The organism is Cellulomonas hominis, assembly GCF_014201095.1.
Lineage (GTDB): Bacteria > Actinomycetota > Actinomycetes > Actinomycetales > Cellulomonadaceae > Cellulomonas > Cellulomonas hominis.
Map to the genome: position 1 here is coordinate 4,124,331 of NZ_JACHDN010000001.1, position 12,793 is coordinate 4,137,123.

Sequence of the window (12,793 nt, forward strand, 5' to 3'; positions counted from 1 at the left end):
TCAGGACGCCCGCTTGCGGCGGGGCCGGGCGGGCTTGTCCTCCGGCGGCTCCTCGGCCTTCTTCGCGGCGGCGGTCCCGGTGCCGGACGCCTTCGCGCGCGAGGACCGGGCGGGCTTCGCGGGCTCGTCGTCGGCCTTCTTCTTCCGCGACGACCGTGCCGGTGCCTTCCGCCCGCTCGTCCCGGTGGCCTCCTCCTCGGCCGACCCGGCGGGCTCCGCGGCCTCGGCAGCCCCCTCCCCCCGCCCGGCGCGGGCCTTCTCCACCGACCGCTGCAGCGCGGCCAGCAGGTCCACGACCTCGCCGGTCTGCTGCCCGCCCTCGCCGACCTCCTCCGGCTGCGGCACGGCCTGCGTCCGGCCGGAGGACACCTTCTGCTCGATGACCTCCTCCAGCGCGGCGCGGTACCGGTCCTCGAACCCCGACGGGTCGAAGTCCCCGGCCAGCGACTCCACGAGGGAGGACGCCATCGCGAGCTCCTGGGGCTTGACCGTGACGTCCTGGTCGATGATCGGGAAGTCCGCCTCCCGCACCTCGTCCGGCCACAGGAGCGTCTGCAGGCAGATGACGTCGTCCCGCACCCGCAGCACCGCCATCGACTCCCGCTGCCGCAGCGCGACCTTCACGACGGCCATCCGGTCGGTGCTGGTCAGGGCCTCGCGCAGCAGGGCGTACGGCTTCGCGGCGGTGCGGTCCGGCTCCAGGTAGTAGGTCTTGGCCAGCAGGATCGGGTCGACCTGGTCGCCGGGGACGAACTCGATGACCTCGATCTCCCGCTCCGTGGCGAGGGGCAGCCGGTCCAGGTCCTCGTCGGTGAGGACGACGAGCTGGCCGTCGTCGGTCTCGTACCCCTTCGCGATGTCCGCGTACTCGACCTGCTCGTCCTCGATGCTGCAGAACTTCTTGTACCGGATCCGCCCGCCGTCCTTCTTGTGCACCTGGTGCAGCGGGACCTCGTGCTCCCCCGTGGCGGCGTAGAGCTTGACGGGCACGTTGACCAGCCCGAACGCGACGGCACCCTTCCAGATCGCGCGCATCAGCGACCACCCTCCCCGGCGGGGCGGCTCCCCCGCGACGAAACGTCGTGTCCTGGGCAGGATGGACCCGTGCAGCCCATGCTCGCCACCCCTGCGGCCCAGGTCGGCGGCGCCGCGCGGCTCCCGTACGGCCCGGAGTGGCGGTTCGAGGTGAAGTGGGACGGGGTCCGCATCCTGGCCGAGCACACCGGCGACGGGCTGCGGCTCGTCGGCCGGAACGGCCGCGACGCGACCGCCGCGTACCCCGAGCTGGAGGCGCTCGCGGCGGCCCTCCCGCCGGGCACGGTGCTCGACGGCGAGGTGCTGGCCCTGCGCGACGGCGTGCCGTCGTTCGTGGCGCTGGCCGAGCGGATGCACGTGCGGGACCCGGCCCGGGCGGCGGCGCTGGCACGGCGGGTGCCGGTGTCGTACCTCGTGTTCGACGTGCCGGCGCTCGCGGGCACCGACCTGACCCGGCGGCCGTTCGCCGAGCGCCGCGCGGCGCTCGAGACCCTCGACCTCCCGGAGCCCGCCCGGCTGTCGCCCGTGTACGACGACGGCCCGCTGATCTGGGCGGCCACCCGGGCGCAGGGCCTGGAGGGCGTCGTGGCGAAGCGCGCGACCTCGACCTACCAGGCGGGGCGCCGGTCGGCGGACTGGGTCAAGGCCGTGCACCACCGCACCCGCGCCGCGCTGGTCGGCGGCTGGCGGCCGGAGAGCACCGGCAGCGGCCGGCTGGGCGCGGTGCTGCTCGGCGCGCCGGACGCGGACGGCGGGCTGCGCTTCCTGTGCCGGGCGGGCAGCGGCCTCGCGGGCGCGGCCGCCCGGGACCTGGCCGCCGTGCTGGCGCCGCTGACGGCGGACGCGTCCCCGTTCGCCGAGCGCCTCGAGCCGGTGGACGTCCGCGGCAGCGTGTGGGTGCGGCCCGAGGTCGTGCTCGACGTGCGGTACCTGACCCGCACCCCGTCCGGCCGGCTCCGGCAGCCGGTGATCCGCGGCCGGCGGACCGACGTCGGCCCCGACCCGTGGGAGGCCCCGTGACCGAGCAGCCGCAGTCCGTCCGGGTGGGCGACCGGGACGTCCGCCTGACGCACCTGGACCGGGTGCTGTACCCGGCGACCGGCACGACCAAGGCCGAGGCCGTGGACTACGTGGTGCGCGCGGCGCCCGCGCTGCTGGCGCAGCTGAAGGACCGCCCGGTCACCCGGATCCGGTTCCCCGAGGGCGTCGGCGGCGAGCGGTTCTTCGAGAAGAACACCCCGCGGGGCGCCCCGTCCTGGCTGCGGCGGCAGACGCTGCGCGCAGCCCCGGGAGCCGAGGACGAGGGCAAGGAGCTCGACCTGCCGTTCCTGGACGACGTCGCGGGGCTGGTGTGGGCGACCAACGGCGGCGCGCTCGAGCTGCACACGCCCCAGTGGCGGGTCGGGCCGCGCGGCGGCGTCCGGAACCCCGACCGGTTCGTGGTCGACCTGGACCCGGGCGCGCCGGCCGGGCTCGCGGAGTGCGCGCGGGTGGCGCACCTGGTCGCGGACCGGCTGCGCGCCGACGGGCTGACGACGACGGTCCCGGTGACCTCCGGCAGCAAGGGCCTGCAGCTCTACGCGCCGCTGGACGGCCGCCGCACCGCGATGGAGGTCCGGCAGTACGCGCGGGACCTGGCGTACGAGCTCGCCGCGGCGCACCCCGACCTCGTGGTGGCCGTGCAGCGCAAGGACGCGCGCGGGGGGCGGGTGCTGGTGGACTGGTCGCAGAACCACCCGGCGAAGACCACGATCACGCCGTACTCGCTGCGCGGCCGGGAGCGCCCGGCGGTGGCGGCGCCGCGGTCGTGGGACGAGATCGGGCCGGACCTGAGCCAGCTCTCCCCCGCCGAGGTGCTCGCGCGCCTCGACGCCGACGGCGACCCTTTCGCGCGCGCCGGCGGGGCCTGAGCGGGCGCCTCACCTGCGATTGCGGACCCGCGCGGGTTGCGGCAGCGTGGAGGGCGGACGGCGTCGCCGGACGCCGAGGACGTCACGAGGAGGACATGCCATGGCTCGCCGCACGGAACTGCCGAAGTACACCGTCCCGTCGCTCACGGTCGAGGACGGCGCGGCGGTGGCCGCGGTCCTGCAGAAGCGGCTGAACGCCCTGAACGACCTGGCCCTCACCCTCAAGCACATCCACTGGAACGTCACCGGCCCGCACTTCATCGCGGTGCACGAGATGATCGACCCGCAGGTGGACGCGGTGCGCGCGATGGTCGACGCGATCGCCGAGCGCATCGCCACCCTCGGCGTCGCGCCGGTGGGCACGCCGGGCGCGCTGGTCGCGGACCGCACCTGGGACGACTACTCCATCGGCCGGGCAGGTGCCATCGAGCACCTGGGCGCTCTCGACGAGGTCTACGTCGGCGTCATCGAGGACCACCGCAAGGCCGCGGACGACACCGAGGACCTGGACACGGTCACGAACGACCTGCTCATCGGGCACCTGCACGAGCTCGAGCTGTTCCACTGGTTCGTCCGGGCGCACCTGGAGTCGGCCGGCGGCGAGCTGAGCACCCACGGCGCCACCACCGAGAAGGCCGCCGCCCGCAGCGCCGGCAAGGCCGCGAAGCAGGCCGAGGACCGCTGAGCCGCGAGGCTCGGCCGCGAGACGCCGAGGCCCCGGTCACCAGGGGGTGACCGGGGCCTCGTGCTGTGCGCGGGCGGCGCGGGCGGCCGGCTCAGAGCCGCTCGGGCTCGTCCCAGTCGTCGGAGGCGGCGATGGCCTCGTCGTCGGGCAGCAGCTCGCTGTCCCGCAGCGACCGGGGCGCGCCGGTGGGGTCGCCGCCGGAGCGGGCGTCCTGGGCGCGGAGCTCGGCCTCGGAGGCGCGGGGCTCGGCGAGGTGCTCGGCGGCGGGGTCGGAGGTGAGGTTCCGGGGGCGGGTGGTCATAGTCCCGGTTGTACCCCGATCCCGCGGCCCCGACCACCCGGGAGGGCGCCCCGGCGCGGTCACCCGCCGGCGAGCGTCCGCGCCCACTCCCCGAGCGCCGACGGGACGGTGAGGACCGCGGCCCACCCGAGCGCGAGCTGGAGCAGCGCGGCTCCGACCACGAGCGCCCGCCGGCGCGCGCTCGGCGCCCGGGGCGCCAGCAGCAGGACGTACAGCGCGGCGAGCACGACGTAGGTCTGGCCGGCGGCCTCGCGGAGCCCGAGCCACAGCGAGAGGTACAGACCGACCAGGGCGATGCCGGGGGCGATGAGCGACCACGGGTCCCGGACGGCGCGCAGCACGCACGCGATCAGCACCAGCGGGCTCACCAGCAGCGCGAGGGACACCTGCTGCGCCGCGGCGACCGCGGACGCGGCCACCCCGCCCGGGAACCAGCCGTCGGCCGCCGCGTGCCCCAGCCCGCCCAGCGGGTCGGCGGCGAACCACCACGACACGTACAGCCAGAACAGCACGGCCGCGACCGCGGGGAACAGCAGCACCGCCACCGTCGCGCTGTGCGCGCCCCGTCCCTCCTGCCCGGCGCGGCGCGCGAAGAACGGTGCCGCGGCGCCCAGCGTGAGCGCGTACAGCCAGGCCCCGGGGTCGACCATGACGGCGACGCCGAGCGCGAGGCCGGCGCGGAACCCGGCCTCGGTGGACCGCTGCTCGACGAAGGACGCGATGCCGTCGAGCGCCAGCACGAGCAGCGCGATGCCGAGCAGGGACTCCAGGTCGTTGGCCGCGAGGTAGTACAGCGGCGGGGCGAGCACGAAGATGCCCATCACCGCGGCGGTGGCCCACGCCCCCAGGCCCTCGCGCACCAGGACGCCGGCGAGCCGCTGCAGCGTGAAGCCCAGCACGGCCGCGGCGAGCAGGTTCATGAGGAACGGGCTGCCGCCGAGCAGCGAGGACAGGGCCGCCGACAGCGGCGGGAAGACCTCGGCCGTCCAGCCGAGCGACGTGTCGCCCCACTGCACGAGGTCGCCCCGCGCGGCCAGCGCCTCGTTCGCGGTGGCCGTCCACGGCGAGCCCTGCGACACCAGGGCGACGAGCACGTACGGCAGCGCGAACGCGGCCCGGGTCAGCCACCGGGCCGCCGGGTGCACCGGCCAGACGTCAGCCGCGGCCCGCCGGGACCGGGTGCGGGGCAGCGGCGAGACCAGTGAGGCCATGTGCGGTCTTCTCCCAGTAGTGCGGCTTCGTGACGAGCTGCCAGAGCGCCTTGTACGCGGCGACGGAGTGCAGCAGCCAGTACGCCGGGTTCGCGATCCCCCACAGGACCAGGCCGTACCGGCGGCGCTTGAACGCGCCCATCATCGAGACGTAGATCATCAGGGCGCTGCCGACGCCCAGGTTGAACAGGGACAGCCAGAGCACCCACCCGGGGAACAGGAACGACAGCTGCTCCGGCTCCAGCAGCAGGGACGCCAGGAACACGGCGTACAGCAGCGGCACCGCGAGGAAGGTGGCGGGCGTGCCGCCGACCAGGAACAGGAACGACAGCGTCTGCCGCAGCCCCGCGACGCGGACCAGCCGGAACGGGTGCCGCAGGTGCACGAGCGTGGTCTGCATGTAGCCCTTGATCCACCGGGACCGCTGCCGGACGAAGTTCGGGTACGAGGTGTTCGCCTCCTCGTACGTGGTGGAGTCGATCACCCCGACCCGCATCCCCTCGGCGGACGCGCGGATGCCGAGGTCGGCGTCCTCGGTGACGTTGTACGGGTCCCACCCGCCGAGCCGGCGCAGCCCGCTGACCCGGAAGTGGTTCGACGTGCCCCCGAGCGGGATCGCGAGCCGGTTGTACTCCAGGCCCGGCAGCATGTAGTCGAACCAGAACGAGTACTCGAGGGTGAACATCCGGGTGAGGGCGTTCTCCTCGGCGTTGAAGTAGTTCAGCGCCGCCTGCACGCAGACCAGGTCCTCGCCGGCGTCGCGGAACGCCAGGACGGCCTTCTTGAGCTGGTCGGGCTCCGGCTTGTCCTCGGCGTCGAAGATCACGAGGTACTCCCCCGTGGCGAACTCCAGCCCGACGTTGCACGCCTTCGGCTTGGTCTGCGGGGCGCCCGCGGGCACGGTGATGAACCGGAAGTGCGCCGGCGGGTGCGCGGCCTCGGCGGCCGCCCGGGTCTCGGTGTCGTCCTCCTCCACGAGGATCAGCACCTCGAGCAGGTGCGCCGGGTAGTCGAGCGCCCCGAGGTTCCCGATGAGGTTCGCGACGATGTTCGCCTCCTTGTACACGGGGACGAGCACCGTGTAGCGGGGCAGCTCGTGGTCCGGCAGCGCGGCGAGGCGGGCGGGGTCGGTGCGCGTGACGTGCTCCATGCGCGCCCCGCGCAGCGACGCCCAGAACTTGAACCCGGTGCCGACGAGGAAGGCGAACCCGACGAGGACGGACAGCGTGACGACCACCAGGCGCAGGTCCGCCACCGCCGCGAGCACCACCAGCACGAGCGCGACGACGAGGGCGACCCGCTGCCACGGCACGAGCACGGTGCGCGCGGACTGGTCCGGCGAGCGACCCCACAGACCCAGGCTCGCGCGGTCCCGGAGGTCCGTCCCGTAGCGCTCGAGCACCGCCTGCTGCAGCTCCCCGCGGTCGGCCAGGACGAGGAAGGGCTCCTCGCCGAGCGCCGCGGCGATCCGGGCGCGCAGGTCCGGCGTCGGCTCGTCGGTGACGGCGACCACCGGTACGCCGTCGCCGCGCCGCTCCAGGGGCAGCCAGCCCTCCGCGAGCAGGTCGCCGACGTCGAGCCCCGGGACGTCCGGCGCGTCCGCCGACCGGGTCGGTGACGCGTACGGCAGCCCCCACAGGTCGGCGAGCGCCCGGGTCAGCTGCACGGAGTCCAGCGCGCCGATCGCGATGAGCACGTCCCCGATGCGCGCCCCCGACTCGGCCGCCACCCGCTGCGCGGCGTCCAGGGTGGCCTTGCCCACCAGCCCCCGGTCGACCAGGTGGTCGCCGACCCGCCGCTCCTGCTGGTGCCGTGCCACGTACCCCTCCGTCCCCCGTGCGCCGGGTGCCACCCGGTCCGGCGGCCACGCTACCGATCGGCCACCGGGGCCGCCTCTGCAGGAAAGCGATCCGACCAGGACGTTCAGACCCGGGCGCACCCGGCCGATGGGAAGGGGGTGACCGTCCTGTCCGAGCCGCGTCGCCGGGGGCGGGTGCCCGTGCCCGAGCTGCTGCGCTCCGGGAGCGTGCACTGCGTCTACCAGCCCGTGGTCGAGCTCGCGACCGGCGAGGTCCTCGGCCGCGAGGCGCTGCTGCGCACCCCCGAGGGCTCCGGATGGGACTCGCCGCTGGACGTGCTGGACGCCGCCGAGTCCGCGGGGCTGCTGGGCGAGCTGGAGCGCGCGTCCATCTCGCGGGCGCTCGCGGACGCCGCCCGGGCGTCGGGCGGGGCGTCGCACACGCTGTTCCTCAACATCGAGCCGCGCACGCTGTCCCGGCACCTGCCGCTGGTGCTCGAGACGCTGGCCCGCCGGGACCCGCACGTGCGGGTCGTCGTCGAGGTCACCGAGCGGGCGCTCGCGCACGACCCGGCCGGGATGCTGGACGCCGCCGCACGGCTGCGCGCCGCGGGCTGCGCGATCGCGCTGGACGACGTCGGCGCGGTCCCCGAGTCCCTGGCCTTCATCCCGCTGCTGGCGCCCGAGGTCATCAAGCTGGACCTGCAGCTGCTGCGGACGCTCGAGGACCCGGAGACGATCACCGTGGCCGGCGCCGTGCGCGCCCGCGCCGAGGCGACCGGCGCGCGGGTGGTGGCCGAGGGCATCGAGACCCGCGAGGACCTCACCCGGGCCCTCGTGCTCGGCGCCGACCTCGGCCAGGGCTGGTACCTCGGCCGTCCGCAGCGCGCGCTGCCCGCCGGTGACCGGCACGCCGGGCGGCTCCCCCGCCCGCACGCCCCGCTCGGCGGCGACGCCACGCCGTTCGAGATGGTGGCCGCCCGCCGGGACGTCCGGCTCGCCCCGAAGCACCTGCTGCTGCCGCTGTCCCGCACCCTGGAGGTCGCCGCTGTCGCGCACCGCGTGCCGCCGCTGGTCCTCGGCGCGTTCCAGGACGCGCGGTACTTCGGCGGCCGGTCCGCCCGCCGGTACGGCCGGCTCGCCGAGCGGCTGCCGTTCGTGGGGGCGTTGGGGTCCGGGGAGGTCGCCGACCTGCCCGGCGGGGTGCGCTGGGCCGCCCTGGACCCGGCCGAGCCGCTCGCGCGGGAGTGGGCCGTCGTCGTGCTCGGCGCCCACGAGTCGGTCGCCCTCGTCGCCCGCGAGGTGCGCGCCGCGCCGGACGCCGCCCCGGGCAGCCGGGTCGACGCCGCGCGGGAGTTCGAGTTCGCGGTGACGCACGAGCACGGGCTCGTCGCGCGCGCCGCCCAGGCCCTGCTGCGCCGGTTCGGCGCCGACTCGCGGGCGTGACGCACCGGGCCTAGGTTCGGCTGGCATGACGGGTCCCGCGCTCGGCCGGCTCCCGGACGCCGCCCGCGAGCGGCTGCCCGCGGACGCCGAGCGCCTGCTCCGGTACGCGCGCCACGAGACCCCGACCGGTGACACCGCCCGGCTGGACGCCCTGGCCGGCGTGCTGGTCGCCGACGGCCGGTCCGCCGGGTTCCGCGGCGGGCGGGTGCCGACCGCCGACCGCGCCGCCGGCGACGCCGTGCTGCTGGACCTGCCGGGGCGCGGACCGCGGGCGGGGCGCGATCCGGCGCTGCTGCTCGCGCACCACGACACCGTGCACGCCGTCGGCGCGGTGCCCGTGCGCCGGGACGGCGACGTCGTGCACGGGCCGGGGACCTACGACATGAAGGCCGGGATCGTCGTGGCCCTCGCCGCCGCGGCGCTGCTGCGCGACCTGCGGCTCGACCACCGACCGGTGCGGCTGCTGATCACGCCCGACGAGGAGGTCGGGTCGCCGGCGTCGGCCGGGCTGGTCCGCGACGCCGCCGCGGCGGCCGGCTACGTGCTGGGGCTGGAGGCGCCGGGGGCGCACGGCGGGCTGAAGACCGCCCGGCGCGGGTCGACCCGGCTGCGGCTGCACGTCACGGGCGTCGCTGCGCACGCGGCGGTGGACCCGGACGCCGGGGTGTCCGCGACCGACGAGCTGGTGGACCAGCTGCTGGCCGCCCGGCGGTACCTCGACCGGCACCCGACCGTCCTCGCCAACGTCGGGACCGTCGTCGGCGGCACCCGGACCAACGTCGTCGCCGCGCACGCGCGGGCGGACCTGGGGCTGCGCTTCGTCACCGCCGACGCCGAGCGCGCCGTCCTGCGCCGGCTGACGGCGCCCGAGCCGGTGCGCGACGGCGCCGACGTGCGAGCCGAGGTGCTCTCCCGCCGCCCGCCCTGGGAGCCGGGGTCGGCGTCGGCCGCGCTGCTCGAGGCCGTCGCCGCCGCGGGGGTGCGCGTCGGGCAGGAGGTCACCGGCGCGCCCGCGCCCGGGGCGGCGGACACGAACCTCACCGGCGCGGCGGGGGTGCCGACGCTCGACGGGTTCGGCCCGCTCGGCGGCGGGGCGCACGCGGCGACCGAGCACGTGCGGCTGCCCTCGGTGGCGGACCGGGCCGCGCTGCTCGCCGCGGTCCTGCACGCCGTCTGAGGCTCCCGCGGGGTCAGGGGTCGACGTGCTCGCGCTGCCGCTCGGCGAACACCCGCGCCGCCTCCCGGGTCACCGGGCCGGGCGCCCCGTCGCCGACCGGCGCCCCGTCCACGGCCACGACGGGCTGCACGTCCCGCCCGGTCGAGGTGAGGAACACCTCGTCGGCGGTCCGCAGCGCGTCGTACGGCAGGTCCGCCTCCCGGCCGCCGTGCCACTCGAGCACGAGCGCCCGGGTCACGCCGGCCAGGCAGCCGGACGACAGCGGCGGGGTGAGCAGCTCGCCGCCGCGCACGACGAACACGTTGGTGCCGGTGCCCTCGCAGAGCTGCCCGCGGGTGTTCGCGAACACCGCCTCGCTCGCCCCGGCCGCGTGGGCCTGCGCGAGCGCGAGGACGTTCTCGCCGTAGGAGGTGGTCTTCAGCCCGGTGAGCGCCCCGACGTCGTTGCGCCGGTACGGCACGGTGATCACGGCGGTCTCCGGGTCCGGGTCGTGCCCCGGTGTCACGCCGAGCACCAGCGTCGGAGGCCCGTCGACGCGCCCGCTGCCGAGCAGACCGGGGCCGCCCGTGAACGTGATCCGCAGCAGGTCGAACGCGCTGGTCAGCAGTGGGGCGTTCGCCTCCACCACCTCGTGCGCGGCGCGGCGGACCCGCTCGACGTCGAAGCCCGGCAGGCCGATGCCCGCGGCCGAGCGCGCCATCCGCTCCAGGTGCCGGGTCAGGGCGAAGATCCGGCCGCGGTCGACCTTGACCGCCTCGAACACCCCGTCCCCGACGACGAAGCCGTGGTCCCGCGCGGAGGTCGTGGCCTCCGCCTCGGGGACCAGCCGCCCGTTCACCCAGAACACCGTCGACGTGACGTCCTGCACCACCGCCGCACCCCGCTCCCGTCCGTGCCGTCGTGACCGACCGCAGCGTACGGGGCTCAGCCCTCCAGCGCCGCGCGCGCCACCAGGCCGCCCCAGGCGGTCGCCCGGTCCAGCTCGCCGTCCGCCAGCGGGCCGTGCATGCCGTGCACGAAGAACCCCTGCGGCGGGGCCACCAGCCGGCAGCCCGCGGACCGCAGCCGCCGGGCCATGCCGCTCGCCGCGCGCTTCGGCACCGGGCGGTTCACCCGGGTGTCGAACGTCGCCGCGACCGGGGCGGGCACCGCGGTGAGCTGCTCCAGCCACTCGCGGACGCCGCGGCCCGCGTCGGCGCCGGGCTGGCTCTCCGCCGCGCGCCGGGCCTCGTCCGTCGTGAGGTGGGTCGGCCGGCTCGCGCGGGTCTCGGGGCGGCTCATCGAGAAGGCGTGCGTCGGCCCGCCGACGACCAGGACGTCGGTGCGCAGGTCGTCCGCGACCTCGAGCACGTTGACCACCGTGACGTCGGCGTCGGGCAGCGCGGCCCGGAGCCCCTCGGCCACCGCGTGCGCCACGGCGCGGCTGTTCCCGAACATGCTCTCGTACACCACGTGCGCGCGCACGGCGCCTCCCCTGCCCGGGCGGCCGCCCTCCGGCCGCTGGCCGTCCACCGTAGGACCCCCGGCCGGCCCCGGCCTGGGCCGACGGTCCCGGTGGGGCTCCCGCGCCGGCAGGTCGGCGCGTCAGTCGGGCAGCGCCTCCGCGTGCGGCGCCGGGCGGGCGGTCCGGACCGACCGGGCGGCGTGCTCGACCACGGACGCGGCCACGGCCTCGACGCTGCGCCCCTGCTCGGCGGCCAGCACCGCGAGCACGTGCCGCGCCTCGTCCTCCGGGCAGCCGCGCACCTCCATCAGCGCACCGACGGCCTGCTCGATCCCGGCGCGCGACCGCCGCGCGCTGAGCACGGCCGGCGCGGGGGCGGGCCGGACCGGGATGGAGCTGTGCAGGGCGATCAGCGACGCGACCTGACCCGCGAAGCCCGCGGCGCGCCGCACCTCGGCGGGGCCGGCCGCGCCGGGTGCGTCGAGGTACAGGGACAGGGCGACGCGACCGCCGCGCGGCACCTCGGCCGCGACCACCACCGCGGAGCCGAACCCGGCGGCCACGGCGGCGTCCCGCCAGCCCGGCCACGCCGACGCCTCGGCCAGGTCGGGGAGCACCACCTCGCCGGGCTCGTCCAGGAGGGCGCGCCACGGGGCGGCGCCGCCGGCCCGGTCGCCGACGCCGTCGCACGCCGCCGCCCGGTCCCCGACCGCCGCGAGCCCGCGATCGCCGTCCCGGCGCCGCACCCGCACGGTGGCCTCCGCCGCGGCACCGGTCGCCGCGGACGCGGACCGCACGAGGTCGTCGAGCATCGCCCGCACGCTGCGCTCCGGTTCGGAACCGGGCGTGGCCGCACGTCCCTCCGTCATGTCCGCCCCCTTTGGGCAGCGGATGACGCGCGGGGCTCGTCGACGAGCCGCATCGGGTGCGTGCGCTGCCGGACACGCCCGGTCATCGTGGCACGTCGCCGGGTCGCGCCACCACCGCCGCGGCCGTGCGGGTGGAGCACGCGCCCGGGCGTCCCCCGTCCGGGTGAGGCGTCAGCGCCCGCCGAACGCGGTCCGGCGGTCCAGGACGTCCGCCGCGACGTCTGCGAGCCGCACGCCCTCGGCCCAGGCACGGGCGCGCAGGAGGGCGTGCGCGTCGTGCGGCGGGCGGCCGGTCTGCGCGACGACCATGCCGACCGCGCGCTGCACCGGCCCGCCGCCGGGCGGCTCGGGGGCGCCGAGCAGGGCGGGCGCGAGCGCGTCGGCGAGCACCTGCCCCGGGTCGGTGCGCGGTCCGCCCGGCCCGTCGCGGCCCTCCGGGCCGGCTGCCCCGTCCGGGCTCCCGGCCGCCCCGTGCACGGCCAGGACCGCCACCGGTCCGCGTGCCGCGCGCACCGGCCACGCGCGGACCACGAGCGGCCGGCCGTCCCCGGGGATGCCCGCGGCGGCGGCCGCGAAGGCGGCCAGCGACGCCGGCACGGGCGTGTCCGCGCCGAGGACGGCGGTCACCGGCCGCCCCTCGCGGAACGCCCGGACCGCGGGCCCGTCGCCCACGACCTCCTCGAGGTCCGCGAGCCGCGCTGCGACCTCGTCCGTCGCGCAGACCGTGGCGCCGGCCGGCTCGGCCGGCGCGCAGGTGACCGAGCCGCCGTCGGCGCCGAGGAGCGCGACCGCCGCGCGGCACAGCCCCTCCGGCCCGGCGCCGGCGCGCTGCCGCGCGACCGCGCGCGCCAGGGCCAGCAGCAGGTCGTGGCGGTCCGTCACGCGGCCAGTGTCGGGCCCACGGCACGGTCCCGCAC

The 12,793-nt window shown here is 77.3% G+C and carries 13 protein-coding genes; 5 read left to right on the top strand and 8 right to left on the bottom strand.

What is annotated here, in order from left to right:
* Entirely contained in the window at positions 1–1,035 is a 1,035-nt protein-coding gene (ku, locus tag HNR08_RS19560; RefSeq protein ID WP_146840284.1) for a non-homologous end joining protein Ku, read from the bottom strand.
* Positions 1,036–1,113: 78 nt separating this feature from the next.
* Here ku and HNR08_RS19565 point away from each other — a divergent pair, with 78 nt between their 5' ends.
* The 3 genes from HNR08_RS19565 to HNR08_RS19575 all read left to right on the top strand — a co-directional run bounded on the left by HNR08_RS19565 (position 1,114) and on the right by HNR08_RS19575 (position 3,630).
* Entirely contained in the window at positions 1,114–2,055 is a 942-nt protein-coding gene (locus HNR08_RS19565) for an ATP-dependent DNA ligase (RefSeq protein ID WP_221287178.1), read from the top strand.
* Positions 2,052–2,945: a non-homologous end-joining DNA ligase gene (gene ligD, locus HNR08_RS19570; protein ID WP_146840288.1), complete on the top strand. Its 894-nt coding sequence runs from the start codon at positions 2,052–2,054 to the stop codon at positions 2,943–2,945. Before HNR08_RS19565 ends, ligD begins: the two co-directional genes overlap by 4 nt.
* Before the next feature lie 100 nt (positions 2,946–3,045).
* Positions 3,046–3,630, top strand: coding sequence for a Dps family protein (locus HNR08_RS19575; RefSeq protein ID WP_146840290.1), 585 nt, complete (start codon positions 3,046–3,048; stop codon positions 3,628–3,630).
* Positions 3,631–3,721: 91 nt separating this feature from the next.
* On the opposite strand, the gene HNR08_RS19580 is transcribed toward HNR08_RS19575, so the two are convergent.
* Genes HNR08_RS19580 through HNR08_RS19590 form a run of 3 tightly spaced genes read right to left on the bottom strand, consistent with a single transcriptional unit; the run spans position 3,722 to position 6,961 of the window.
* Positions 3,722–3,931, bottom strand: a complete 210-nt coding sequence (locus tag HNR08_RS19580) for a hypothetical protein (protein WP_146840292.1) — start codon at positions 3,929–3,931, stop codon at positions 3,722–3,724.
* Between the two features lie 59 nt (positions 3,932–3,990).
* A complete protein-coding gene (locus HNR08_RS19585) occupies positions 3,991–5,142 on the bottom strand; it encodes a hypothetical protein (RefSeq protein ID WP_146840294.1) in 1,152 nt (383 codons plus the stop codon).
* Complete coding sequence (locus tag HNR08_RS19590; RefSeq protein WP_146840296.1) at positions 5,087–6,961, bottom strand: glycosyltransferase; 1,875 nt, start codon at positions 6,959–6,961, stop codon at positions 5,087–5,089. The genes HNR08_RS19585 and HNR08_RS19590 overlap by 56 nt, the downstream gene beginning before the upstream one ends.
* Before the next feature lie 138 nt (positions 6,962–7,099).
* On the opposite strand from HNR08_RS19590, the gene HNR08_RS19595 reads away from it, so the two are divergent.
* Together HNR08_RS19595 and HNR08_RS19600 are read left to right on the top strand one after the other, a co-directional pair.
* Entirely contained in the window at positions 7,100–8,386 is a 1,287-nt protein-coding gene (locus tag HNR08_RS19595; protein WP_146840298.1) for a sensor domain-containing phosphodiesterase, read from the top strand.
* A 25-nt stretch (positions 8,387–8,411) separates the two neighbouring features.
* Positions 8,412–9,563 carry a M20/M25/M40 family metallo-hydrolase gene (locus tag HNR08_RS19600; protein WP_146840300.1) on the top strand — a complete coding sequence of 384 codons (1,152 nt, stop codon included), beginning with the start codon at positions 8,412–8,414 and terminating at the stop codon, positions 9,561–9,563.
* Positions 9,564–9,576: 13 nt separating this feature from the next.
* On the opposite strand, the gene HNR08_RS19605 is transcribed toward HNR08_RS19600, so the two are convergent.
* The 4 genes from HNR08_RS19605 to HNR08_RS22835 form a co-directional block, all read right to left on the bottom strand.
* Positions 9,577–10,434, bottom strand: a complete 858-nt coding sequence (locus HNR08_RS19605; protein ID WP_246803172.1) for an aminotransferase class IV — start codon at positions 10,432–10,434, stop codon at positions 9,577–9,579.
* A 53-nt stretch (positions 10,435–10,487) separates the two neighbouring features.
* On the bottom strand, positions 10,488–11,027 hold the full coding sequence (locus tag HNR08_RS19610; RefSeq protein WP_146840302.1) for a flavodoxin family protein: 540 nt from the start codon (positions 11,025–11,027) through the stop codon (positions 10,488–10,490).
* Between the two features lie 120 nt (positions 11,028–11,147).
* Positions 11,148–11,876, bottom strand: a complete 729-nt coding sequence (locus HNR08_RS19615) for an ANTAR domain-containing protein (RefSeq protein WP_146840304.1) — start codon at positions 11,874–11,876, stop codon at positions 11,148–11,150.
* A gap of 171 nt (positions 11,877–12,047) precedes the next feature.
* Positions 12,048–12,758, bottom strand: coding sequence for an ANTAR domain-containing protein (locus HNR08_RS22835; protein ID WP_146840306.1), 711 nt, complete (start codon positions 12,756–12,758; stop codon positions 12,048–12,050).
* Positions 12,759–12,793 lie beyond the last annotated feature (35 nt).